This is a genomic window from Micromonospora sp. R311, from assembly GCF_056780015.1.
Map to the genome: position 1 here is coordinate 119,734 of NZ_JBSWCE010000004.1, position 23,527 is coordinate 143,260.

Below are 23,527 nucleotides of genomic sequence, written 5' to 3' on the forward strand. Positions count from 1 at the left end.
AGGCCGGAACTACAGGTCGAGCGGCTCGATCCAGATGTCGCGGTACTGGACGGGGTTGCCGTGGTCCTGCAGCCGGATGGCGCCCGTCGCCGGCCCCTCGGGGCGGCTGCCGCCGGTCGGGCCGAGGATCTCGACGTCGTCGTGCACCGTGACGCCGTTCCACACCACGGTGACGCGCGGGTTCTCGACCTTGTTGCCGGCCGCGTCGTAGCGGGCCTGCCGGTAGACGATGTCGTACGTCTGCCAGGTCTCGGGCGGCAGCGCCGCGTTCACGTCGGGGGCCTTCTGGGTGTAGATGGCCGCGGCGTCGTTTGTCTTCGGCGGGTCGATGCCGAACGAGTCGAGCACCTGGATCTCGTAGCGGTCCTGCAGGTACACGCCGCTGTTGGCGCGCGCCTGGCCGGTCACGTCCGGCGGGTAGAGCGGCAGGTTGAACTCGACGTGCAGGCGGAAGTCGCCGAAGGCCTGCACCGTGCGGAGGTCTCCGTTGCGCACCGTCATGGCGCCGTCGGCGACGGTCCACGAGGGCTCGCGCCCGTCGGTGTGCTGCCACTCGGTGAGTTCACCCCCGTCGAACAGCGTGATGCGCTGCCCGTGCGGCCGGACGGCCAGCACGTCGAGGTTCACGTGCCCGGAGTCCGCTGCCTCCTTGCGGTACTCGACCAGGTTGCGGCCCTCACCCAGGCGCACCGTGGTGGTGACGGTGCCCCACTCCTTCCAGGTCACCGTGGAGGGGAAGACCGTCTGCGCGACCCGTTCACCGTTGACGTACAGGCTCAGCTGCTTCTGACCCGAGTAGGGGTTCGGGCCGTTGCTGTAGCGCATCGCCAGGTCGTACGTCCCGCTCTCCGGGACGTCGACGGAGATCCGCGTCGACGAGCCGTCCTGGGCGAACCCGGCGGCGAAGCCGGCGCCGGAGTAGGCGGCGTGGTCGGTGGCCATGCCGACGCCGACCGTACGGCCCTCCTCGGCCTCGAAGAACGTCTGCGGCTGCACCACGCGACCCGGGATCTCGTTGAGCGTGTACCAGGCCTCAGTGTTCCACAGCTCCTCCCCGTCGGAGGAGGTGAACGGGCGCGGGGAGCGTACGTGCACCACGCGGTTCTCCTTCAGCCCCGGGATCCTGAGCTTCACGGTGCGGCCGTCGGCCGACAGCTCGGCCTTGGCCACCTCGAGCGTCTCCAGTTCGAGCTTGGGACCGCCGTACTGGCTCGTCGCACCGTAGCGCCACTGCGTCACCTGGTACGCGTCGGCGAGCTTCTGCGCGGTCTCGGCCGACAGCGGCTCGGTGTACTCCAGCTCGAACCCGACGCGCGACGCGCGCATCCGCTTGACCTCGAAGACCGAGGTGCCGTTGGGTGTCAGCTTCTGCAGGCCGAAGGTGAGCTTGCCCTCCTGGCCCCAGTTGCCGCCGGCGCCGAGGCCGCCCACGTAGAGCGCGCCGTCGGGGCCGAGGGTCACCTCGTTGATGCCGGCCTCCAGGCCCTGCGTGTGCCGGAACACCGCGCCCTGGTACTGCCCCTCGACCTCTTCGAGGAAGACGCGCTGCAGGCCGCCGTAGGTCACGTCGCCGACGACCAGCTGCCCCGCGTACGGCCCCTGCTTCAGCAGCACCGGGGTGGACGGTGAGTTGGCGATCTCGTTCTGCGGTAGCCAGACGATGGGACGCGTCACCGGCTTGTCGTCGAACGGGCCCGACGGCGTCGTGTAGTGGTTGTAGAAGGCGCCTTGCCGGATCTCGACCAGCTTGGACGCGGGCAGCCAGCCACCCTGGTTGTCGGTGACGAGGACCTCGCCCCGCGGCCCCCACCCGATCCCGTTGGGGGTGCGCAGCCCGCCGGCGACGTACGTGATCTCGCCGGTCCTGGCGTTCACCTTGATCGAGGTGCCGCGGTTCGGGGCGGGCTGGGGCACCGTGGTGGCGCCACCGTAGTTGATGGCCACGGAGAGGTTGAGATAGAAGTACCCGTCCCGGTAGAGCAGACCGAACGCGAACTCGTGGAAGTTGCGGCCCCACGGCCAGGTCGCGACCGTCCGGCGGTCGTCCGCGACACCGTCGCCGTCGGTGTCGCGCAGGGCCGTCAGCTCGTGCTTCTGGCTGACGTAGACGGTGCCGTCGACGACCGCGACCCCCTGGGGCTCGCGCAGCCCCTCCGCGAACCTGCGGTAGGTCACCCGCTCGGGGCCGGTCGTCCCGGTCGCGCCCTCGACCACGTAGATCTCCCCGGTGGCGTTGTCGGTGCCGCCCCAGGTGGACAGGACCAGGTCCCCGTCGGGCCGGAAGGCCATCCCGGTGACCTGTGGCTGGAACCCCTCGGGGCGCAGGTCGGTGAGGGTGTAGCCCGGGTGCACCCGGTCGAGAGGCAGGCCGTCGCCGGCCGAGTCGGTGGCACCTTCGCAGTACTTCCACCCCGGGGCGGTGACCCGCACGACGCCGGCGTCGGTGCTCAGCGCGGAGGTCGGCACCAGCTCGAAGTTGTCGGCGCCGGGACGGCGCCACTCGAGCCGCAGCACCTGGCCGCCGCCGTTCTCGAAGAACTCGACGAAGATCGGGTGCAGGCCGGCGCTCAGCGTGACCGAACCGTCCTTCGAGGTCTCGCCGTGCAGACCGTCGTGGTCGACGACGAGCCGGTCGCCGATCGTGAGGCGCGACCCGTCGTCGCTGGTCAGCCGGAAGGTGTAGGCGCCGTCGGTGGGCACGGTGAGGTTGGCGATCACGTGGCTGATGAAGCGGTCGGAGAGGCCGAACTCGTCCGTGGTGGTCCAGTCGATCCGCGGCATGAGCTTGTCGACGTTCGGGGTCTGCGCGGGCTTGAGGGTGCACAGTGCCGACAGCGGGGCGCCCATGTCGTACGTGCGCAGGGTGACGCCGGGTTCCTGGGGCGGGACGTCGGCGGCGACGGGTGCGGCCGTCGCCGGGGTGGGGACCGCGGCGAGCAGGGTCGCCAGAGCGGCACCTGCGGCTGCGAGCACGGGGGCACGGCGGCGTCGCCGTCGGTTCGGTGCGGTCATGGTTCCTCCTGATGGAAGGTCTCCCGGTCGGGAAGAAGCCGTGCCCCCTCTCCCCGACGACCGGTCAGTACGATCTCGCAACGCGAAAGATCGATCGCCGACACTAGCACTTTCCATCGATCGGAAGAAACTTTTCAATTTTCGAGGGAAAGTTCGCCCTCAATGTCCTGATTGGAGGGCCAACTTTCGGCAGGCCCGCTGCTGGCGATCGCCCAACGGCTCGGCCCACCCCCTGATTCTTCGTCCGTCGGGTTCCGGTCACTGCGCCGACCGACGGAGTGCCCACGGCAACGGGCTCCCGGCCGTGGCCGGGAGCCCGTTGCCCGCTGGTGGATCAGTAGACGGTCACGCCGTACGCGTTGACCGCCTCGCGTACCGGCTGGTAGAAGGTGGTGCCACCGGATCGGCAGTCGCCGCTGCCGCCGGAGGTGATGCCGAGCGCCTTGGAGCCGTCGTAGAGCGCACCGCCGGAGTCGCCCGGCTCGGCGCACACGTTGGTCTGGATCATGCCGCTCAACCTGCCGCCACCCTGGCCGACGTAGCGGACCGAGACGTTGAGCGCGGTGACGGTTCCGCTGTGGGTGCCCGTGGTCGACCCGGTCCGCTTGACCGACTCCCCGACGTACGCGTCCGCGACGGCGAACCCGCCCGGGTGGCTCAGCGAGGCATTGTCATACCGGACCAGCGCGTAGTCGTTGCCCGGGTAGCTGGAGCCGACGGTCGCCCCGATGAGCGTGGTGTGGCTCGAGTTGGTGTACCAGGTGTCGGCCACGTTCCCGCAGTGCCCGGCGGTCAGGAAGTAGTAGGTGCTGCCGCTGACCACGTTGAAGCCGAGCGAGCAGCGGTAGCCACCGCCGTAGATGGCGTCGCCGGCGGCCAGCAGCGGCTTGAAGACTCCGGCGGCGCGCTCGACCCGGACCGCACCGGCCTTGTCGCCGGCGCTCTGCCTGATCTTCGCGATCTCGGCGCGGGTGACGGTGCTGTCGGCGGTCACGACCACCCGGCCGGACGCCCCGTCCACGTGCCAGGCGATGCCCTCGACGCCCGAACGATCAACCGCGTCACTCACCTCGGCGAGCTGGCGGGCGCTGTAGTCCTGCGGGGATGCCGACGCGGCGGTCGGCTGGGTGAAGGCGGCGGTAGCCAGCACACCGACGGCTACGGCCAGCAGTTGGGCGGATCGGGCGATGGGATTGCGGGAGGGATTCCGCTTGATCCTCACTGTCTCCTCCTAGGGAGTGGTGGACCAGATGGGTGGTGGCCCCGTGAGTCGCCGGTGGAGGACGCATCGCTGGGTCGGCCGATGTCGTCCCCCTGGCACACGCTGCCGTCAGTATCGCCATGCATCAATCAACTTGCAAGATGCAAACCGATCGATGCGTGGCTGATGAATGCCAAGCTCACAGCCTTGATTGCCGCTAGCGAAGCGGCCGCGGGCGGACGCCGAGCCGCAGATGCCGCGACGGTTGGACGCAGTGGCGGAGTGTCGGATGTCGATTCGACGGCCATGGGACCCTCCGACGGCAGACGCGCGCTGTTCGCAGGTGGGACCGGGCGGGTCTCCGGGGTCGGCTCGCGGCCCGTCCCGTCGTGGAAGCCGCGCACCCGGCTTCCACAACTGATAGGCGCTCGTCCATGGAGTGGCGTTACATCCACAGCTCCCCACCGACGCCGGAGAGGCCGGTAGGTTGCACGGTCATGGCCACGAGGGCGGACGTCCGTCAGGAACTCGCCAGCCTCGCTGATCCGCGACGGGCGGCGACAGTGAGCCGGTTCCTGCAGATGACTCCCGGCGGGTACGGCGAGGGCGACCACGCCATCGGCGTCTCCGTGCCGGAACAGCGCAGCGTGGCCGGCCGGTACTGGCGCGACCTCTCGCTGGCCGAAACGGTGATGCTGCTGAAGAGCGGCGTGCACGAGGAACGGCTGACGTCGCTCTTCATCCTGGTGCGAAAGTTCACCGAGGGAGACGAGGAGGAGCGGGGCCGGATCTTCAGTGTGATCCTGGCCAACACCGACCGCATCAACAACTGGGACCTGGTGGACTCGTCCGCGCCGTACATCGTCGGCCCCTGGCTGCTCGACAAGGACCGGAGCGTACTGGATCGGCTGGCCGGGTCGAGCGTGGTGTGGGATCGGCGGATCGCCGTCATGGCAACGTTCGCCTTCATCAGAGCCGGCGACTTCCACTGGACCTTCCGGCTCAGCGAACGGCTCCTGCGCGACCCCCACGACCTCGTCCACAAGGCGGTGGGCTGGATGCTGCGCGAGGTGGGCAACCGGGACAGAGCGGCAGAGGAGGAGTTTCTGGCCCGACGTTACCGGGTCATGCCGCGGGTGATGCTGCGATACGCGATCGAGAAGTTTGAACCGCAGCGGCGCAGCGAGTACCTGTCCGGCGTGGTCTAGGTGATCGACGCCGACAGCCGCCGACGGACCAACAGGGCCGACCGCCCGCCGATGTCCCGCCGGCAACACCTCGGTTCGTCCGGGGTAGCCGAGGTCCGGTGCCCCCGGCCGGCCATGGAACAGGTCAGCGTTGGTCGGTCGGCTCGGGTAAGGGATTGAGCGGGACGGCGTCAGCCGGGATCATCCACTGATGGATCTCGTCGCGTCGCTACCCGCCTTCGTTGTTGCCGTTGTGCTGATCTCGGCATCTCCAGGTCCCGCGATGGCGCTGATCATGCGTCGGGCCGCGCTGCGCGGATTCGGCGGAGCGGTGCCGACCGTACTGGGCCTGGAGGCCGGGCTCTACCTCTGGGCGTTGTTCGCCGCCGCGGGGCTGGCCGCCATGGTTGCCGCTTCGGAAGCAGCCTTCGTCGTCCTCCGGGTGATCGGCGCCGGATTCCTGATCTATCTGGGAATCAAGGCCTGGCGAGCCGCCTGGCGAGGCCGGAAGCCGGGGTCGGTCCAGGCGGCGACCGAGGGCCCGCTGTCCGACCCGAAGCGGGGCTGGTGGAGGGCATTCGGCGAGGGCGCGTTGGTGATGCTCGCCAACCCGAAGGCCGCCGTGTTCATGATCGCGTTCTACCCCCAGTTCGTGCCGGCCGACCGGCCACTGTTCGCGACCACCGCCATCCTCGCACTGCTTCAGGTAGCCGTCGAGATCGTCGTGTACCTCGGTCTGGCGGCTCTGGTCGGGCGGGCGGGCGCGTGGTTCCGCCGACCAGCGATCCGCCGTCGGCTGGAGGCGGTCAGCGGCACCGTGCTCATCGCCCTGGGGATACGGGTAGCCGCGGCGACCCGTAGACCGCCGTGGCCGCTCTCGCTATCGGGCCAGGACCGTCACCAGGATGGCGAAGCAGCCGACCAGGAGCATGATTCCCCCGAACATGCCGTACGTCGACCACTCGCGGGAGCGCTGTGGCAGCCGGCGAAGTGGCTGGGTCGGCTGGTTCCACGCGGGAGGTACGGCCACTCGGTGGCCGCGGTCTGGCCACAGCTGTGGCGGGGTCCGGGTTGGCGGCTTAGCCATGATGCGGTGCCCTCCAACGGCGTCATGGTGCGCTGTTCGGACGTGGGACCGGGCGAGGCCACGGGGGCGGGCCGGTGGTCCCGCCCGGTCGTGGAGGCCGCGCACCGACCTCCGAGAGCAATAGGCGGTGGCCGGCGGTGCTCTGTTACACGCCCCAGGTTCCCAGAGATCCGGATCCTCACTTAGATGTGGATCGCAACGCTGGCCTGAGGTGCGGGCCTTTGCCCGCCTGGTGAGGCCGCCACACCGAGGGCGCCCGGTCGGGTGGACCGGCGCAGGGTGGGCTGCGCGCAACCGTGTCTGCCCGGTCTGCTCACCGGTTCAGGGTTAGATCTTCTCGGTGGCTGAGTGTGCCGGGTGCCGGAGGCGGTCTGTGGTTGGTGCGCTGGAACTGGCGATCCTGATCGGTCTGCAGGCGTCGGGCAAGACGACGTTCTGCCGCCGCCGGCTGGCCGACAGTCACGTGGTGGTCAGCAAGGACGCGTTCCCGAACGCCCGTCACCGTCAGCGCCGTCAGATGCGCCTGGTCACCGAGGCACTGGTAGCGAGGCACAGCGTCGTGGTGGACAACACCAATCCCTCACCCCAGGAGTGGCAACCGCTGATCGAGGCTGCCCGCGCCCACGGCGCGGTAGCGGTCGGGTACTGGTTCCCGCCCGATCTGCCTGCGGCGCTCGCCCGCAACGCCGCGCGTGAGGATCGGGCCCGGGTGCCGGACGTCGGGCTGTATGACACGCTCAAGCGGCTGCGACGCCCTCGGCTGGTCGACGGATTCGACCGGCTGTACGAAGTCCGGTTCGACGGCAGGGGCGGGTTCCGGGTCGAGCCGATGCCTCAGGAAGGGTGAAGCGGGCGCCCGGCTTCACCACGGCGGATCACGAGTACATCAGGTGCAGCGTCATCCCGGCGTCGGCGTGCGCCAGGTTGTGGCAGTGGTTGGCCCACATCCCGGGGTTGTCGGCCCGGAACGCCACCTCCCAGACGTCGCCGGGGCGGACGTCGAACGAGTCCAGCCACAGCGGGCTCCCGGTGACCGGCTTTCCGTTGCGGGACAACACCAGGACGTGATGCCCGTGCAGATGCCACGGGTGTGCCACCAGTGATCGGTTCACGATCGTGAACTTGACGGCGTCGTCGAGGCGTACGACCTGAGGCGGGATGTCCGGATCGGCCGCGCCGTTGACGGTGTGGGCGTACCGCGGAAGCAGTCCGTGCAGGTCGAGGCCGCGGTCGAGGACGAGGGTGAACTCCCTGTCGAACCTCGACCACGGCGCCGCGGAACCGACGCCGTAGCTGAGCGGGTCCAGCACCGGCCACGCGCCGGTCGCCGCCGACACCGGTCCGGTCGAGTAGACCGCCCGTCCGTCGACGAACAGCGCCACCGGCGTCGCGGGCGCGGTGAACACCAGGTCGTAGCGTCCCCCGGCCGGGATCAGTACGGCGGTGTCCACCAGCGAGGCCGGGCCCTGCAGGTCGGATCCGTCGATCGCGGCGACCCGGAACGGGGCCCCGGCCAGGGCGTACCGGTGCGTCGTGCTGTCGGTGTTGATCAGCCGCAGCCGCACGGGCGTCCCCGCCTCGACCGGCTCCGCTCCCGGTGCGGGCAGCGGAAGGCCCGCCAGCGTGTGCACCGGCACCGCGACGTCGACGCCGGTCACCGGCGCCGGGCGCACCACCAGGACGCCGTAGAGCCCCTTGCGCACGCCCACGTCGGACACCGCATGCGTGTGGTACCAGTACGTCCCGGCCTGGTCGGCGCGGAACCGGTAGACGAACTCCTGTCCGGGCAGCACCGCCGCCTGGGTCACGCCGGGCACCCCGTCCTGGCTGTTCGGCACGTCGTAACCGTGCCAGTGCAGCGTGACGCCCCGCGCGATGTCCCGGTTGCGCAGCGTCACCTCCAGCACGTCGCCGACGGTGGCGGTCAGCTCCGGCCCGGGAACCTGCCCGTTGAACGCCCACGCCGCGACGTCGCGGCCGCCCACGCTCACGGTGGCGGTCCCGGCCGTCAGGGTGAACCGCCTGGTCGGTTCCCCCACGGTCCGCGCCTCCTGATGGTCGTGCTGATGGGGTACGGCGGGAGCGGCGCTCGGGGCGGCGGCCAGCCCGGTTCCGGTCACCAGCGCCGCGACCGCCACCACGACGGCCGCCCGGGACACCGTCCGGGACGGGCGCGCGCCGAGGACGCGCCACGAGACCGCGGTCGCCGCGAGCACCCCGGCGACCGCGAGCAGCCCCGCGCCCACCGACGCCGGATAGCCGTGCAGGACCGTCACGAGCAGGCCGCCCATGACGGCGTACCCGGCGAAGAGGAGCGGGAGCGCGACGGACCGGATGTCGGCCGCGGCCCGCAGCAGCCGCGGCCCGGCGACGACCACCGCCGCGAGCGACAGTGGGGCGGCGATGAGGATCTTCTCCGCCGCGAACCACCAGCCGGCGCGGGCGAGCGCGGTGATCGTGACCGCGCGGGCCAACGTGGCGAGCAGCGCGAAGGCGGCCAGCCCCAGCGCGAGCGGACGGCGCCGGGCGGCCGAGGCGGCGCCGCCGCCCAGCCATCCGGCGGCCGCGAGGACCGCGATCACGAGGTCCGCCGCGAGCAGCGAGCCGATGGTCATGCCGGCTCCCCTTCCCGGACGGTCACCGGGGCGGTGGCGTCGGCCGGTGCCGGGCGGGAAAGCTTTCGCGCTGCCTGGTGAACGGCGACCACCACGTGCACCGCGATGATCCCGTTGAGCGCGTGCAGCCCTCCGATGGTCAGGCCGAATCCGGTACTGGTCCCCGAGGCGTCGGTGGACGCGTTCGCGAGCATGGCGATGAGCGCCTGCAGGATGACGAGGCCGAGCGGCAGGACCGCCAGCCCGACGAGCCGGCCCGGCGCCTTCGCCAGCACGGCGAACAGGGCGGTGAGCAGGGTGAGAACGGGGATGACCGCCATCCCGGTGACGCTGTGCAGCGCATACGCGTCCTCGCCCGCAGGTCTGGTGAAGGCGCCCACGGCGGCGAAGACGAACTGCAGGACGAACGCGACGAGCAGCACAGTGGTGACGATGACGAGAGCCTTGCGCACGGTGACCTCCTAGAGCTGAGCCGGGGACAGGGCCCGGGCGACGTGATCGGTGGCCGTGATCGCCCCGTACGCGACCAGCCGCACGAGGTCGGCGTCGGCCGGATGGGACAGCCGCCACAGGGCGACGTCGCCGACGGTGACCGCGCTGGGCGCGAACGCCGCCAGCAGCGCGATGCGTGTCCCCACCCGGTCCGCGCCCGGCACGTCCCGGACCAGGTCGACAGCCCAGTCCGCGGGCCGGGCCGGGTGCCGTCCGTCCTCCCAGCGGACGGTGGCCGTGACGGTCTGGCGTCCCACGTCGCCCAGGAGGTCTCCGCCTTGCGCGGCGGCGTTCCTCAGCGCCGCGTACGCCACGCCGACCGGGCTGTTCCCGGCCCAACCCGGTGGCGCCGTCGTACCGGCGTCGAGGAGCGGGAGGCTGCGGCCGGGCTCCTTCTGCTCCCGGGCCGCCTTGGCGTAGAGCCGGCCTCCGACCGACCGCACCAGCGGGGAGCGCTGCAGGCCGCCGGGGAGCAGGTCAGCGTCGAGCAGCGCCGAGACGACCCGGTTGATGAAGTGGAAGGCCAGCAGGGTGCCGGTGACCTCAGGACGGTACGGGCTGGTCCAGCCGGCGGCCCGAGGGCTGCGGCTGGCCGTGGCCCAGGCGACGAGCTCGGCGTGCCGCGGCTCCGGTGGCGTCTCGCCCCGGGCGATGACCTCGGCCAGCTCGCGCTCGCCGAGCGCGTGCAGCAGCATCACGTGGGCGTCGACGCAGAACCGGCAGCGGTTGGCCCGGGACACCGTCGACGCGACGACCTCCCGGTCGACCCGGGACGCGTCCCCGGCGAGCAGCGCCTCGCGCATCAGCGCCCAGGTCGCGGCCATCACCTCCGGCACGGCCGAGAGTGCCTGGAAGGTGGGCACCGGCCCGATGAACTCGTCGCGCAGCTGCCGGTAGACCTCCGCGGTGAGACCGGTCGCAGCCACCGCCTTCGTGGGGGTGAAGAAGCGGTATGTCATGGAGTCGATGCTTGTCCGGCCGGGCCGGGAAAGCGTCGTGCCACCGCAGGCACTTGCCCGGCCACCGGTACCGCGTCCGCGGTACGCCGCAGCTACCGCAAGCGGTGGATGCTCCCTGACGACCGCCGCTCTAGAGTTCGACCATGCGCCGCGATCTCCCGTACGCCCTCAGCGGTCTCGTCCTCGGCGTCTTCCTGCTCGGCAACGCCGTGGTCGCGCCGGACGCCGCGACGGTGCGGGCGATCGATGTGGCCCTGGTCCTGGTCATGGCGGCGGCCCTGGCGGTGTGCCGGCGGTACCCGGTGGTGGCGTTGGTGGTGGTGACCGCCGCCATGCTGGCCCTCCACATCCGGGTACACCCCGGGGTGTCCGCCGCGTTCCCCGTCCTCGGCGCGGTCTACGTCGCCGCCTGGCGGGGGCACCGGTCGGCCACCGCCCTGGCCAGCCTCGTCTTCCTCGGCGGCTTCCTGGCCCGCGACATCGCGGTCGCGCCCGCCGGCCGGCCCGGCCAGCTGATCGCGGAGCGGACCGCCCTGCTGCTGGGCTGGTTCGTGGCGGCCAACGTCGCCGGGCTCGTCTCCGGGCAGCGCCGGGCGTACCTGGAACAGGTCGAGCAGCGGGCGATCGAGGCCGAACGCACCCGCGAGGAGGTGGCGTTGCGCCGTGCCGGGGAGGAGCGCCTGCGCATCGCCCGGGATCTGCACGACTCGCTGACCCACAGCATCTCCGTGATCAAGGTGCAGGCCGGTATCGCCGTGCACCTGGCCCGCAAGCACGGCGAGGAGCCGTCGGCCGCGCTGCTGGCGATCCAGGAGGCCAGCGGCGCCGCGATGCGGGAACTGCGGGCGACGCTGGACGTCCTGCGCTCACCCTCCGACGCCGACCGCCTCGGGCTGGCCCGGGTGGGCGAACTCGCCGAGCGGACCCGGGCCGCCGGCGTACCGGTGCAGGTGACCGTCACCGGTCAGGCCCGGGACCTGCCCGCCGAGGTCGACCAGGCCGGGTATCGCGTCGTCCAGGAGGCCCTGACCAACGTGGCCCGCCACGCCGGCGGCGGCGCCGCCGCGCAGATCCACGTCGAGTACGCCCCGGCGCAGCTGACCGTCTCCGTGACCGACGACGGCCAAGCCTCGCCGGTCCGGCCGGTGACACCGGGTGTGGGCCTGCGCGGGATGCGGGAGCGGGTCACCGGACTGGGCGGCACGCTGCGGGCCGCCGCCCGCGACGACGGTGGGTTCGCGGTACGGGCCACGTTCCCGCTGGACGGCCCAGCGTGACCGAGCGCTCGAACCCACCAGCCCAGTCCGCCACGGATCGTGGCGGCTCCGACCGGAGGGAAGAGCCGGCATGATCCGGGTCCTGCTCGTTGACGACCAGGCACTGATGCGGGCCGGTTTCCGGGCATTGCTCGACGCCGAGGACGACCTGGAGGTCGTCGGCGAGGCCGCCGACGGCGCTTCGGCCGTCGAGCTGTCGCGACGCCTGCGGCCGGACGTCGTGCTGATGGACGTGCAGATGCCGGGACTCGACGGCATCGAAGCCACCCGGCTGATCGCCGCCGATCCCGACCTCGCCGCGGTCCGCGTCCTCATCCTCACCAACTACGGGCTCGACTCCTACGTCTTCGCCGCACTCCGCGCGGGCGCCAGCGGCTTCCTCCTGAAGGACGCCGATCCCGCCGACCTGCTGCAGGCCGTCGCCGTCGTGGCTCGCGGCGACGCGCTGCTCGCCCCGACGGTCACGCGTACGCTCATCAGCGAGTTCGTCGCCGGCCCGCCGCCGGCCGACCCGGCTGCCGGACGCGACGTGCTGACCGCCCGCGAGCAGGAGATCGTCGAACTCGTCGCCCGAGGGCTGAGCAACGACGAGATCGCCGTGCGCATGGTGATCAGTCCGTTGACCGCCAAGACACACGTCAACCGGGCGATGACGAAGCTGCACTGCCGCGATCGCGCCCAACTCGTCGTGTGGGCGTACGAGGCGGGGCTGATCACGCCGCGTCGCCGGTGAGGGCTCGTCCGGCGACCCCCGCGGTGGCTAGCTCCGACGTGCCGCGGGTGTCTGAGCGGGGGCGGTCCTGGCGTTCACTGTCCGCACCGTCGCGGCGGCGACGAGCAGCGCCGCAGCCGTGACGCACAGCACCCGTACGACAGTCGCCCATGGCAGTTCGTCGGCCGGCAGCAGCGGGATCAGGGCGTACCCGATGGTGGCGACGGCGCCCGCGACGGACCAGAACGCCAAGAAGCGGGTGCGGACCGGCGGTGGGGTGCCGTGCCAGGCGCGAAGCAGCCGGCGGCGCCCGACCACGACGGCGACGCCGAGCGTGATCAGCGCACCGACGAGGCTGCTGGGGATGTCGGACACCGTCCACCAGGCGACCTCGCTGACCGCGTCCCAGTCGATGCCGAACACGACGCGCAGCCACCCCACCGTGTGGGTGAGGTGGTCCCAGCCGATGTGACTGACCGCGCCGAGCAGCGCAGATCCGGCGGTGATCCGCCACGGGTGGCGCACGGTGGCGAGCACCCCGTAGTCGCGCAGCGCGAACGGACCGAGGTGGGGTAGGTGGGCGGCGAGGGTCGCGACGGTGGCGCGGACGAGCCACGCGCCGAGCAGCGCCACTGGCAGACACCACCACACCAGCGCGGTGAGGGTGTGGCTCTGCCACTCCGGCCCGACCCCGAGGAACGCGTACCTGACGTCGGGTGCGACCGCCCCGGTCGTCAGTGCGACACCGTCGAACCAGCGGGGTCGCCAGAGCTTGAGCGGGAGCACCACACCCGGGTGCGACGGGAAGGTCAGCGGCATCGGCGCATCCTCCCACCTGGCACTCCGGTCGGGAGGGAGCGTGCCGTTCCGATGTGACCGGTCCGGGACGAGCACTTGGCGGCATTGTTACCCGTTCGCGCCGGCGTACGCGCGTAGCGCCTCGTAGGTCGTGGCCAGGCCGGGTTGGCGGAGCGGACCGTCCGGCCGCGCCGCCTGATCCAGCGGGTCGGTTGCGGCTGCCGGGTCTACGCGGCGCGGTCGTGCGGTGCCGGGTCGCGCGTCTGAGGACTGCGTCGACGAAGGCGCGGACCCGGGCGGTGTGGCGGGGTGGCGGGCCAGACCGGGCCGTCCTCGATCGGGGTCGCGGAGCGCGACCTGATATCAGGTGGCCGGCCCGCAGCCGGTGTTATCGCAGTGTGAGCGGGGTTTCGGATGCGATGCGGGTCAGCTTCTCCGGGTTGCGGACGTAGTAGAGGCCGGTGATGCGCGCGTCCATGACCCGGATCGAGGAGCATGCGGACCACCTTGTCGGCGCCGGTGACCGGACGGAGCGCAGCGTGCTTGACACCACCGCCGTCGGTTTCGAGCGCGTACCGCAGCGACTCCACAGCCGCTCGGACCTGGCCCGGTGAGACCGTCTGGCGAGGGCGGCGGGCGTCGACGTGCCGGCGGGCGCGGTGGGCGATATGGCGGACGGCGGCCGGGCTCTTGCCGATGGCGGCGGCGATGTCGTCGTAGCTGGTCCCGAATGCCTCGCGCAGTACGAAAACGGCGCGCTCGGTCGGCGACAGGGTCTCCAGCACCAGCATGAGCGCCATCGACATGCTCTCGGCGAGTTCGACGTCCTCGGCCACGTCCGGCGTGGTGAGCAGCGGCTCGGGCAGCCAGGGACCGATGTACGCCTCCTTGCGCCGTCGCAGGGTGCGTAACCGGTTGAGTGACTGCCGGGTGGTGATCCGGACGAGGTACGCGCGCTGGTCGCGTACGTGCCGCACATTGACCTTGATCCACCGCAGCCAGGTTTCCTGCAGGACGTCTTCGGCGTCGGCCGCCGAGCCGAGCATCTCGTAGGCGACGGTGAAGAGCAGGTTGCGGTGCGCGAGGAAAGCCTCGGTCGCCCCGTCAGTGGCCTGTTCGCTCATGTTCTGACGCCTCTCCTTCGCGTCCGGCCCGGCGTCACCGGGAGCCGTCGAGCCACGACCGCATGTCGTGCGGCGGCGCCGCGCACCACGCGCCCCCGCACGACAGGCGATTCAGTTACCTTGACGGTCGGCCGGGAGCATGCCCGTGTTAGGCCGGCCCGTTCAGCTGGACCGAGGCCCGCCCCGGTTGGGCCTGCAGCAGTTCCTGCCGCTTGTTGTTCTTGAGCCACTTGTGTGAACCGGGCTTGCGCGCCTCGTTCACCAGGTGTTTCACGCTGAAATTGCAGGAGATTTCCTTGAGCCTCGCGCCCGGGCGGCCGCTGAAGTACAGCCTCACCGCGGTGTCGTCCTTGCGGGCGAGCTGGTAGATGCCGACGTCCCGACCCAGGCTGATGCACATGGCGGTGAAGAGCACACTGACGGGCGCGGGCTGCTCACCCGCGATCCGGTTGAGCACCGTGTCGGCGGCGTGTGCGCCCAGGCAACTCGCGGCGTAGGCGCTCATCCGGAACGGCAGGTCCGACGGTGCCGTGGAATCCCCGGCCGCGACGATGCGCTCGTCGTCGATGCTGGTCAGCGTCTCGTCCGTGAGCAGGCGCCCCACGGCGTCGGTGCGCAGCCCGCTGCGCGTGGCAAGATCGGGCACGGCGAAGCCGGCGGTCCAGATGGTGACCTCGCTGCGGATCTCGCGGCCGCCACCGAGCTGCACGGCGTCGCGCGTCACCGCAGTGACCTTCGTGTCGGGGCCGTCGAGCACGGTCACTCCGAGCTTGGCGAGCCGCTTGGCGGCCGTCCGCCGAGCCCGAGGGTGCAGGTACGGGCCGAGCACACCTCCGCAGACCAGGGTCACCCGGCGGCCCTGCTCCGCCAGCTCCGCGGCGGTCTCGATGCCGGTCGGACCGGCGCCGACGACCGTCAACGCGGCCGTCGCCGGCTTGGCGTCGATGACCGACCGCAGCCGCTGCGCCGCCTCCAGGGTGGCGATCGGGTAGGCATACTCGGCCGCGCCCGGCACCCGGCGGTCAGTGTCCCCGCTGCCCACCGCGTAGATCAGGTAGTCGTAGCCGACCGTGCCGCCCTTCGTCAGCGTCACGCTGCGCTCGGCCGCGTCGATCCGGGTCACGGTGTCGACGACCAGCCGGACGCGCTCGGCCAGGACCTCCCGGAAGTCGAAGACCGCGTCGTGGGACCCGCCCACCAGTTGGTGCAGGCGAAGACGCGCGACGAACGCCGGACGCGGATTGATCAAGGTCACGGTCACGTCGTCGCGCTGCATCAGACGGTTGGCCGCCATCACGCCGGCGTAACCGCCGCCGATCACGACCACCTCGGTGTTCCCAGCCATGGTGTCTCTCCTCCGTTTCAGGGGTTCGGCCACCAGACACCGCGCGATGGATCGCTGTGACATGGGTGAGTCAGATCACTCCCTGTGCGGGGGCCGGCATGCGGAGCCGCACGGTCCGAGCTGATGCGTCGGGGGATGGGTGCAGACCGGGCAAATGCCCCCGACAGGCCGGTCGGATCGGCCGGGGTGGTGTGCGGGGCTCGTGTCGGCGGGCAGGGATTCCGACAGGGTGTCGGGCGGTTGCGGCATGGTGACCCTGGCCAGGTCTTCGACCGGGACGGCGTCGCGGCGGGCGACCGGACGCTCGATCGGCACGGCCAGGAAGCGGGCCTCGGACACCTGGACCGGATCGGTGACGACGCCGGGCTCGCCGGAAGCAGGTGATGCAGGCCGGTCGGGCACCGAACGGCGCAAGACTGCACGGTCCCGACGGCCTCATCGTGCCTCAGCCCTCGTCCGCGGCGAGCACCGCGACCATGACCCCACCGCCGGTGCCGATAACGAGGGCGTCGATGACGTGCCGGGTGACGGGGTTCCATGCGCCCAGGTCGGTGTTCGTCCACCAGCGGGTGCCGTGCCCCAGCAATGTGATCAGCGTCCGGAACAGGTCTTCGGCCCTTGCACGGGGGTAGCGGCCCGGCGCGCGGTAGGCGAGTGTGCGGGAGGTCATGCCGACCAGCGTGGCGACCGCGGCATCATGGTCCACCTCGTCCATGCGTGCCGACAGCGCCGCGGCGTCCTGTGGCGCCTGCGGTGCTGTGCCGTACGGGCTGCCGGAGCCGATGGCGTCGCAGTCGCAGCCACGACGTCTTGTAACTGAACCCGGCCACGCCCTCCATGTTCCCAGGAAGCCCTTCGCGTTCCCTCGGGGCATCCGCTTGCCGCCGAGCGGGCGGCGTTGCCTGCCGTGCTCCGTCAGTAGTGACTGAACAACTGGCGAACCGTGATGCCGAGCGCGGCCGACACCTGCGCTGCCTCGTCGGGCGTCAACCAGCTGCGGCCCGGATTGCGAACCTGGAGTTCGAATCGCGCAAAGGCGGCCGGCCAGTGGTACTCCAGGTCGTTGAGCGAGACGGTGGCGCTGCAGCACGGTGTCACGGTCTCCAATGTGGCGAAGCGAGTGGCATAGGCGTCGTCCATGCACTCCCGCCACCAGTCGGCAGCCAGCGGAGCCTTGCAGACCGGGCAGGCGACTGCCTCGAAGTTGGCGCCCTGGTCGATGAACGTGACCTCGCCGTACCGGCAGGCGACCAGCTCTCCCGCGCCCGGACAGATCGCCGAGACGAACTCGGCCGCAGCATCCGCGTCCTCCTGCGCCGGCACCCAGTCCGGCAGGGTCGGCACGACACGAAGGAGACTTTCGCTCACGCCCATATCCTGTACCAGCTGTCGCCGAGCCGATATCCGCACATGCAGCCATCAGCCGGTATCTCGGGGCTCCCGTGCCAGACGGGCGGTCAGGCACGAACGCGCTGTGGCAGACCCCGACACGCTCGCTGAGTTGCCGGTGGTCCAACGTGTCGCGGTCGACGGCGGGTTCGATCTCGAATGCGAATCCATGTACGGCGTCGTATGACGAGGCCAGCGGCACGTCACGGGAAACCGTGACGTGCCGCTGGCGCCCCTGGCCGCCTCGGGCGATGGTGGTTGACGGACCGCCGCGAGGCCCACCGAGCGCGGCCACGACCGTCATGCCGGCATCCATCGCCGTCAGAGCACCGTCGTGGGATGTTGCCGGCAGGCTGCCCCACCGGCGAGCCGACCCCGCCGACACCGGCACGCTGAACCGCCTGAGCAGCTCTTAGTCCTCCACGTCCACGTCCACGTCGACCTCGCCGATGCAGACGATGACCGTGTTGGGCTGAGTCCTGTTGTCGTTCGTCGCCTCAACCGACGTCGACTGCTCGAAGGTGACGTCGCTGTCCCGGATGCTGTTGTCGTTGAAGATGCTGGCGACGATCACCTCGTTGGTCTGCTCGTTGGTGGCGCAGACGACCCCGTTGCGGTCCGAGTTGCGGTCCGAGGCCTCGTAGGGCGCAGCGAGTGCGGCGGCGGGCGTACCGAGCAGCAGAGCGGCGCTGCCCAGCCCTACCCCGCCGGCGAGCTTGATCAGGAACCTCTTGGACATGTCCCTCACTCCCTTCTGGTTGGCTCAGGAAGTAGAGCCACGATGAACATAAGGAGCATTCACGTTCGGTCGGGGCGCTTTCCAGGTTTCTGAGGCAAACATGCCTTCGGCTGCTATAGGTGGTGGTTCCCCATCTCCGGGCGATAAGCACGGTTCAGGTCCTGTCTGCGGCGACTCAGCCGGCCTGCCCCCCGGGAGGAACCTCCGAACGGGGGGAGGTGGGCCGAGCCGGTAGCGGCTGAGCTGCTCGGGCAGCTTCTGCCGGTTCAGGCCGGGGAGGTCGAGACGGCGCTTCTCCGGTCTCGGCCGTCGGCTCCTGGCCGTGCTCGCGCAGGTCCGCGTGAACTCGGCCCGCCGCGCCGCGGCCGCGGGGCCCCGGGCCGGTATATTCGCCGGGGTGACTGCGCCCTTCCCCGGCACCACCAACCAGTTTCCCCCGGACGGTCGACACCCGGTGGTGATCGGTGGTGGTCGACCGCAGGCTGTCCGCCCGGTCTGGCTGCTGATCGGGCCGGTACTCGCCGCGTCGTTGGGTGCCTTCCTGCTCGCCGTCACCCTCGGGCCGGAGTGGGTTGCGATGCGGCGGGACCTGAACCTGCCGACCTCGGCGATCCTCTGGGTCTTCGTCGGCTACCTGCTGCCGGCGGCAGTGGCGGTTCCGGTCGGCGTTCTGGTCGGCCGGCGGCGGCCGACTGTCGTCGCGTTGGCCGCGATCGCGCTGCTGATTCTCGGATCGCTGCTGACCGCGCTGGCCTCGGGGAGCGGTCCGCTGCTGCTCGGGCGCGCGGTGACCGGGTTCGGGGCCGGTCTGGCCTGGGGCGTCACGGCCGCGCTCCTCGCGCAGATGGGGGCACGACGCGTGTGGGTGACGCCACTCGTCGCCGGCGCCGTGTTGCTGGCGCTGGGTCTCGGTCCCGTGGCCGGGGCGCTTGTGCAGCGGGCGGTCGGTTGGCGGTGGCCTTTCATGCTGGCCCTGCCCTTCGGGGCGGTGGCGTTGCTGGCCACCGCGGTGACCGGGATCATCGTGCTGATACAGCGCGCGTCCCGGCCGGCTCCGCCTCAGGCCGCGTCCAGTCACCCCGTGACCGCCCCGACAGGCCGGCCGGATGAGGGCTGGATGGCAAACGAGCACGGCAGAGCGGCCGGGCTACTGCTGGTGACCGTCGGTGGCGTGCGGCAGGTGACGACATCCCGCTTCGGGATGGATCTCGTGCAGGAGGTGGCCCGCCTGCTCGGCTCGGAGAACATCCGATCCACCCGGCTTGGCACCGACCTGACCTTGTGGCACGCGGAGGACGGCCCTGGTCGGGCTCGACCAGGCGAGCCCAACCCCACAGCGAGCCAGCTCGCCACCGAGCACGGCTCGCCGCCGGTCACCGGCCCTGCCGTGATCACCGGCCCGATCCGGTACGGCAGCCCCTATCCGCTGGACGCGGACGAGGCCGATCGGATCGCGACCCGCCTGCGCGGATAGCGGACGATTGATGGGGTAGCCACAGTCGACGGCGCGTCCTCCACTGCGGACGCCGACCGATACGAGCGCCTCAAGCAGGAGACCCGGACCCGGGCGTAACGAGGCTCCGGCAGATCCACCTGGGCTGACGCCCGTGTCGGCGATGCGGGGTTCAGTGCATGCCGGCCGCCGGCACGGGCATCAGCGGGCGCAGATCAGGGTTTGCGTCCCACTCCGCCGAAGGCGTCGATGTCGGCGGGCGTGTCGACGTCGGCGTCGGGTCGCCACTGCGGGCACGGCACGACGCCCGGCTCCACCAGTTCCAGGCCCTCGAAGAACCCGGCGATCTGGTCGGGCGAACGCAGCGTGTAGGGCGTGGCGCCGGTGTCGTTGTAGTCGTCCTGCGCCTTCTGCATCTCGGCGCTGATCAGGCTGGTGCCGTCGTTGAGTGACAGGTAACTGCCGGACGGCAGGGCTGCCAGCAGTTGGCGCGTGATCGACCGGGCCGCCTCGTAGTCGGGCACGTGGCCCATGACGCCGCTGAGGATGAGCCCGATCGGCTGCTGGAAATCGAGCGTCTTTCGGGCCTCGGCGATGACCGCGGCCGGGTCGTGGAGGTTGGCGTCGATGTAGGCGGTCTTGCCCTCGGGCGTGCCGACCAGCAGCGCACGGGCGTGCACCAGCACCAGCGGGTCGTTGTCGACGTAGACGATCCGGGCGTCCGGCGCGATCCGCTGCGCCACCTGATGGGTGTTGTTGGCCGTGGGCAGCCCGGTGCCGACGTCGAGGAACTGACGGATACCCGCCTCGCCGGCGAGGAACTTGATCGTGCGGACGAGGAACTGGCGGGAGGCGCGGGCGACGTGGACGACGCCGGGGAAGACCTGGCGGTACTGGTCGCCGGCCTCGCGGTCGACGGCGAAGTTGTCCTTGCCGCCGAGCCAGTAGTTCCAGATCCGCGCTGAATGCGGCACCGACGTGTCGATCTTCTGCTGCACGTCGAGCTTGCCAGGCTCAGGCCGGTCGCTTGCCGGCGAGTCCACGGTCACGATGAGCACCTTTGTTTCGACTGCGTTCGCGGAATCCAGGTCGCGGGGCCCCGCCATCGGGAATCCACCGCCAGCAACCCGTGCCACCATATAGAAGACAGGGGATGCCGGCTACTGCCCGGATGGGCCCTTGCCCCGGAGGCGATCGAGGCCGGCGAGCACGGGATCGTCGAGGCGCTGCGCTCACGGCTCGCCGAAATACCCCTCCTCCTCGCCGAGCAGCAGCGGCACGTCGTACACCGACATGTCCGGCCGCACCCGGGCGTACCGCACCCGGTGCCGCCACCGCTGGTGTTCGAACGCCACGTCAGCGTCGATCTCGACCACCACGGCCGGGTCCACCCGCACGTAGCTCAGCGGTTCCGGCCGGTCCAGCTGGCCGGACCAGGCTGCCGGCAGTGGCTCCGGCCAGGGATGGACCACGACTCCGCGGCGCGGTGACGCGCGGACCGGGGACAGCATCGCCACCAGTTCCGCCCGTTGCCCCGTGTTCAACGGGTGGGTGCGACCGGTGTACCGCAGCGTGCCACGCCTGTCGAACCGGCCCAGCAGCGCGCTGTCGGGGTCCCGGATGCTGCCGGTCACGCCACCGACGATCGCCTCCGTGGTGATCTGGGTCCGGTACTTCCACCAGCCTCGCCGTCCGGGCTCGTATCGGCCGCCCAGCCGCTTGCTGACCACTCCCTCGATGCCGGTGGCGACGGTCCAGTGCGTCAGCCAGTCCGCCACCTGTCGCATGTCCGCGGTCTGCGGGGTGAGGGTGAGCTGCGCCGGCGCGCCGGCGAGCAGCTGCTCCAGGCGGTCGCGCCGCTGCGACAGTGGAAGATCCAGGATCACCTGCTCGTCGCCCTCCGACAGCAGGTCGAAGAGCACGAAGTGGGCGGGGCGCTCGTGGGCCAGGCGGAGCAGGCCACGGCCGACGGTGACGCGCCGCTGCAGCTGCGCGAAATTCGTCCGGCCGCGCTCCAACACGATCAACTCGCCGTCGAGCACCGCGCCCGGTGGGATGGCCTCCCGGACAGCGCGGGTGATGTCAGGGAAGTAGGTCGTCAGGTTGCGGCCGGCCCGGGACTGCAGGTACACCCCGTCGGACTCCCGGAAGGCGATCGCGCGCCACCCGTCCCACTTCGGCTCATGCACCAGGTCGGGGCCTTCGGGCACCTCGTCGACCGGTGCGGCGAGCATCGGCGCGACCGGCCGGCGCAGCAGCGGTTCGGCCCGCGCCCGCGCCGGGCGCCGGGCGGGGGTCACCGCCCGGGCGGGATGTGAACGCTCGCCATGTCCGCCCCCTTCAGATCATGGTGGGGGAGCGGTCAGCACGGAGAAGTGAAGATCCATCACAACGAATCGGACCCAGCGTGTCGAGGGACTCCGGCGGCATGGTGGGTCCTTCGACATGTGCCCCGGCCCGCCTGGCTGGGGAGCTGTCCTAGAGCTCCTGGACAGGACGTGACAGCAGGCAGAACTCGTTGCCTTCGGGATCGGCGAGCACGACCCAGCTCGCATCGGGGGACTGTCCCACGTCGGCGTGCCGTGCACCGAGGGTGAGCAACCGGTCAAGCTCCTCCGCGGTGGACACACCGTCGGCACGCAGGTCGAAATGCAACCGGTTCTTGATCACCTTGCCCTCTGGCACAGCCACCACGTCGATCATCGGCCAGGAACGGTCGGAGGCGGCGATGGTGATCACCTCAGCATCCTCATCGACAACCTGCCAGCCGAGAACCGAGCACCAGAAGTCGGCGATCAGTCGTGGTCGGATGGCGTCGATGGCGATGACGGCAAGACGGCTCGGCATGCCCGTCATTTTCACCCACCCGCGGCGATGAATCTTGTGCGTGCCCCTGTCGCAACAGGGGACAAGGCGCTCCACGGGCAGCATCTCCCGCAGCCGCCGGAGGCGCCTGCCCGCTGCCATTCGCGGCAGGTCCCCGGCCGGCGCGCTGCGGCAGGCACGCGTGGCGCAGGGGAAGCAGCCCCGAGCCCTCCCCGCGCCCTTCACGACACACGTGCGGTGTCGGCCCATGGCTGCCCCCGCCAACACGACGCGCCCGTGACGCGGTGCCGCTCAGTGGCGGGACAGCTCGGTGAGTTCTTCGTCAAGCAGTCGGGCGAGCCCGGCGTGCCGGTCGGGGTGGGTCTCCGGGGTCATCGCGCGGCTGGGCATCTCCACGGTCATCAGCAGGTAGAGATGCATCCGGTAGAGCCCGAGCCGGCGCCGGACACCGGTGTCGAAGACCGGCGGATCGTCCGCGGCGGCGGCGTAGCCGCGCAGGAACGGGTGCTCCGGCTCGTCCTCGGCCCGGCGGAGCAGCAGCGGGGAGACCAGGTCCACCAGCGGGTCGCCGAAGAGGTAGCGCTCCCCGTCGACCAGCCCGCACAACCGGGGCGGGCCGTCGCCGTCGGGCACGGCGAGCACGTTGCCGTCCCAGCCGTCGAAGTGCACCAACGCGGGGCGGCGCACCTGGTCGAGCAGCGGGCGGTGGCGTCGCACCAGGGACCGGATCCGCTCCGCCGGCACGGGTACGCCCCAGTCGATGGCGTCGGCGAGCAGGTCCTCGACCATCGCGGTGAACGCCTCGGCCCAGGTCGACCCGCCGGTACGTCCGTGGTCGTAGCCGTAGCGGTCGCCGGTGACCCGGTGCACGGCCGCCATCGCCGTCCCGAGGTCGTACCGCGCCCGGTCACCGTCCACCCCGGATGCCGCCAGCTCGCTGAGCGACCGGCCGGGCAGCCGGCCGGTGACCAGCCACTCACCCCGCACCGGGTCGGTGCCGTGGCGCAGCACCGGAGGCACCGGCACCTGCGGCGCGTGCGCGGCCACCAGCCGGAAGTACCGGGCCTCGGCGGCGGCGAGGCCGCGCTCGTAGCGCAGCAGCGGCACCGTGGGCGGCGGAGCGACCTTGAGCACCACCTCGTTGTCGTCGTCCAGGCGGACCCACCAGACCGTGGCGTAGCCGCCCCCGCCCAACGGGCCGCAGTCCGCCACCCCGCGGTCCGGCCCGAACGAGGCCCGGACGTAGTCCGCGACGTCGTCGGGGGAGAGGACGCGCTGGGTCGGGCTCGGCCCGCTCATCCGGCGTTCCGC

General features: G+C 71.2%; 21 protein-coding genes. 6 read left to right on the top strand and 15 right to left on the bottom strand.

The genetic code is table 11. The features are described 5' to 3' along the window. Positions 1-9: 9 nt before the first annotated feature. A complete protein-coding gene (locus AC1WTP_RS04565; RefSeq protein ID WP_481647987.1) occupies positions 10-3,012 on the bottom strand; it encodes a 3-keto-alpha-glucoside-1,2-lyase-like domain-containing protein in 3,003 nt (1,000 codons plus the stop codon). Between the two features lie 334 nt (positions 3,013-3,346). Then, complete coding sequence (locus AC1WTP_RS04570; protein WP_481647988.1) at positions 3,347-4,234, bottom strand: S1 family peptidase; 888 nt, start codon at positions 4,232-4,234, stop codon at positions 3,347-3,349. A 476-nt stretch (positions 4,235-4,710) separates the two neighbouring features. Here AC1WTP_RS04570 and AC1WTP_RS04575 point away from each other — a divergent pair, with 476 nt between their 5' ends. From AC1WTP_RS04575 to AC1WTP_RS04585, 3 genes are all read left to right on the top strand, one after another. Next, entirely contained in the window at positions 4,711-5,421 is a 711-nt protein-coding gene (locus AC1WTP_RS04575; RefSeq protein WP_481647989.1) for a DNA alkylation repair protein, read from the top strand. 190 nt (positions 5,422-5,611) lie between these two features. Next, entirely contained in the window at positions 5,612-6,673 is a 1,062-nt protein-coding gene (locus AC1WTP_RS04580) for a LysE family translocator (protein ID WP_481647990.1), read from the top strand. 187 nt (positions 6,674-6,860) lie between these two features. Then, complete coding sequence (locus AC1WTP_RS04585) at positions 6,861-7,334, top strand: AAA family ATPase (protein WP_481647991.1); 474 nt, start codon at positions 6,861-6,863, stop codon at positions 7,332-7,334. 28 nt (positions 7,335-7,362) lie between these two features. On the opposite strand, the gene AC1WTP_RS04590 is transcribed toward AC1WTP_RS04585, so the two are convergent. The 3 genes from AC1WTP_RS04590 to AC1WTP_RS04600 are packed head-to-tail and all read right to left on the bottom strand — an operon-like array spanning position 7,363 to position 10,553. Then, entirely contained in the window at positions 7,363-9,102 is a 1,740-nt protein-coding gene (locus AC1WTP_RS04590; protein ID WP_481647992.1) for a multicopper oxidase family protein, read from the bottom strand. Then, positions 9,099-9,554 carry a DUF6220 domain-containing protein gene (locus AC1WTP_RS04595; RefSeq protein WP_481647993.1) on the bottom strand — a complete coding sequence of 152 codons (456 nt, stop codon included), beginning with the start codon at positions 9,552-9,554 and terminating at the stop codon, positions 9,099-9,101. The genes AC1WTP_RS04590 and AC1WTP_RS04595 overlap by 4 nt, the downstream gene beginning before the upstream one ends. A 9-nt stretch (positions 9,555-9,563) precedes the next feature. After that, positions 9,564-10,553, bottom strand: coding sequence for a carboxymuconolactone decarboxylase family protein (locus AC1WTP_RS04600; RefSeq protein ID WP_481647994.1), 990 nt, complete (start codon positions 10,551-10,553; stop codon positions 9,564-9,566). Between the two features lie 143 nt (positions 10,554-10,696). Here AC1WTP_RS04600 and AC1WTP_RS04605 point away from each other — a divergent pair, with 143 nt between their 5' ends. Both AC1WTP_RS04605 and AC1WTP_RS04610 read left to right on the top strand, forming a co-directional pair. Then, the gene (locus tag AC1WTP_RS04605) at positions 10,697-11,830 is read left to right on the top strand and encodes a sensor histidine kinase (RefSeq protein ID WP_481647995.1); all 1,134 of its coding nucleotides are present in this window, start codon (positions 10,697-10,699) and stop codon (positions 11,828-11,830) included. Positions 11,831-11,900: 70 nt separating this feature from the next. Next, a complete protein-coding gene (locus AC1WTP_RS04610) occupies positions 11,901-12,563 on the top strand; it encodes a response regulator (protein ID WP_481647996.1) in 663 nt (220 codons plus the stop codon). 27 nt (positions 12,564-12,590) lie between these two features. Here AC1WTP_RS04610 and AC1WTP_RS04615 read toward each other — a convergent pair whose 3' ends face one another. The 6 genes from AC1WTP_RS04615 to AC1WTP_RS04640 form a co-directional block, all read right to left on the bottom strand. Next, a complete protein-coding gene (locus tag AC1WTP_RS04615) occupies positions 12,591-13,361 on the bottom strand; it encodes a DUF4184 family protein (protein WP_481647997.1) in 771 nt (256 codons plus the stop codon). Between the two features lie 206 nt (positions 13,362-13,567). After that, entirely contained in the window at positions 13,568-14,464 is an 897-nt protein-coding gene (locus tag AC1WTP_RS04620) for a sigma-70 family RNA polymerase sigma factor (protein ID WP_481647998.1), read from the bottom strand. A gap of 148 nt (positions 14,465-14,612) precedes the next feature. Beyond that, positions 14,613-15,809: an NAD(P)/FAD-dependent oxidoreductase gene (locus AC1WTP_RS04625; RefSeq protein ID WP_481647999.1), complete on the bottom strand. Its 1,197-nt coding sequence runs from the start codon at positions 15,807-15,809 to the stop codon at positions 14,613-14,615. 445 nt (positions 15,810-16,254) lie between these two features. Beyond that, positions 16,255-16,524: a hypothetical protein gene (locus AC1WTP_RS04630; RefSeq protein ID WP_481648000.1), complete on the bottom strand. Its 270-nt coding sequence runs from the start codon at positions 16,522-16,524 to the stop codon at positions 16,255-16,257. A gap of 200 nt (positions 16,525-16,724) precedes the next feature. Continuing rightward, positions 16,725-17,177 (bottom strand): hypothetical protein, encoded by a 453-nt coding sequence (locus AC1WTP_RS04635; protein ID WP_481648001.1) that lies wholly within the window; start codon positions 17,175-17,177, stop codon positions 16,725-16,727. A gap of 433 nt (positions 17,178-17,610) precedes the next feature. Then, positions 17,611-17,937: a hypothetical protein gene (locus AC1WTP_RS04640; RefSeq protein WP_481648002.1), complete on the bottom strand. Its 327-nt coding sequence runs from the start codon at positions 17,935-17,937 to the stop codon at positions 17,611-17,613. A 322-nt stretch (positions 17,938-18,259) separates the two neighbouring features. Between AC1WTP_RS04640 and AC1WTP_RS04645 the strand changes: the two genes are divergently transcribed. Then, positions 18,260-19,411, top strand: coding sequence for an MFS transporter (locus AC1WTP_RS04645; protein ID WP_481648003.1), 1,152 nt, complete (start codon positions 18,260-18,262; stop codon positions 19,409-19,411). A gap of 194 nt (positions 19,412-19,605) precedes the next feature. Here the strand turns inward: AC1WTP_RS04645 and AC1WTP_RS04650 are convergent, their stop codons facing one another. From AC1WTP_RS04650 to AC1WTP_RS04665, 4 genes are all read right to left on the bottom strand, one after another. Then, entirely contained in the window at positions 19,606-20,439 is an 834-nt protein-coding gene (locus AC1WTP_RS04650; RefSeq protein WP_481648004.1) for an SAM-dependent methyltransferase, read from the bottom strand. Positions 20,440-20,622: 183 nt separating this feature from the next. Beyond that, complete coding sequence (locus AC1WTP_RS04655; protein WP_481648005.1) at positions 20,623-21,690, bottom strand: ATP-dependent DNA ligase; 1,068 nt, start codon at positions 21,688-21,690, stop codon at positions 20,623-20,625. Between the two features lie 178 nt (positions 21,691-21,868). After that, positions 21,869-22,237 carry a VOC family protein gene (locus AC1WTP_RS04660; RefSeq protein WP_481648006.1) on the bottom strand — a complete coding sequence of 123 codons (369 nt, stop codon included), beginning with the start codon at positions 22,235-22,237 and terminating at the stop codon, positions 21,869-21,871. A 270-nt stretch (positions 22,238-22,507) separates the two neighbouring features. Further along, entirely contained in the window at positions 22,508-23,515 is a 1,008-nt protein-coding gene (locus AC1WTP_RS04665; protein ID WP_481648007.1) for a phosphotransferase family protein, read from the bottom strand. Positions 23,516-23,527: the final 12 nt, after the last annotated feature.

What these genes read in the sequence shown, in the direction of transcription:
- AC1WTP_RS04600 (WP_481647994.1), bottom strand. Translation starts at nt 10,553, where the DNA reads ATGACATACCGCTTCTTCACCCCCACGAAGGCGGTGGCTGCGACCGGT.
- AC1WTP_RS04630 (WP_481648000.1), bottom strand. Translation starts at nt 16,524, where the DNA reads ATGGACGAGGTGGACCATGATGCCGCGGTCGCCACGCTGGTCGGCATG.
- AC1WTP_RS04665 (WP_481648007.1), bottom strand. Translation starts at nt 23,515, where the DNA reads ATGAGCGGGCCGAGCCCGACCCAGCGCGTCCTCTCCCCCGACGACGTC.
- AC1WTP_RS04620 (WP_481647998.1), bottom strand. Translation starts at nt 14,464, where the DNA reads ATGAGCGAACAGGCCACTGACGGGGCGACCGAGGCTTTCCTCGCGCAC.
- AC1WTP_RS04615 (WP_481647997.1), bottom strand. Translation starts at nt 13,361, where the DNA reads ATGCCGCTGACCTTCCCGTCGCACCCGGGTGTGGTGCTCCCGCTCAAG.
- AC1WTP_RS04605 (WP_481647995.1), top strand. Translation starts at nt 10,697, where the DNA reads ATGCGCCGCGATCTCCCGTACGCCCTCAGCGGTCTCGTCCTCGGCGTC.
- AC1WTP_RS04640 (WP_481648002.1), bottom strand. Translation starts at nt 17,937, where the DNA reads ATGTCCAAGAGGTTCCTGATCAAGCTCGCCGGCGGGGTAGGGCTGGGC.
- AC1WTP_RS04590 (WP_481647992.1), bottom strand. Translation starts at nt 9,102, where the DNA reads ATGACCATCGGCTCGCTGCTCGCGGCGGACCTCGTGATCGCGGTCCTC.
- AC1WTP_RS04625 (WP_481647999.1), bottom strand. Translation starts at nt 15,809, where the DNA reads ATGGCTGGGAACACCGAGGTGGTCGTGATCGGCGGCGGTTACGCCGGC.
- AC1WTP_RS04575 (WP_481647989.1), top strand. Translation starts at nt 4,711, where the DNA reads ATGGCCACGAGGGCGGACGTCCGTCAGGAACTCGCCAGCCTCGCTGAT.
- AC1WTP_RS04565 (WP_481647987.1), bottom strand. Translation starts at nt 3,012, where the DNA reads ATGACCGCACCGAACCGACGGCGACGCCGCCGTGCCCCCGTGCTCGCA.
- AC1WTP_RS04580 (WP_481647990.1), top strand. Translation starts at nt 5,612, where the DNA reads ATGGATCTCGTCGCGTCGCTACCCGCCTTCGTTGTTGCCGTTGTGCTG.
- AC1WTP_RS04660 (WP_481648006.1), bottom strand. Translation starts at nt 22,237, where the DNA reads ATGCCGAGCCGTCTTGCCGTCATCGCCATCGACGCCATCCGACCACGA.
- AC1WTP_RS04610 (WP_481647996.1), top strand. Translation starts at nt 11,901, where the DNA reads ATGATCCGGGTCCTGCTCGTTGACGACCAGGCACTGATGCGGGCCGGT.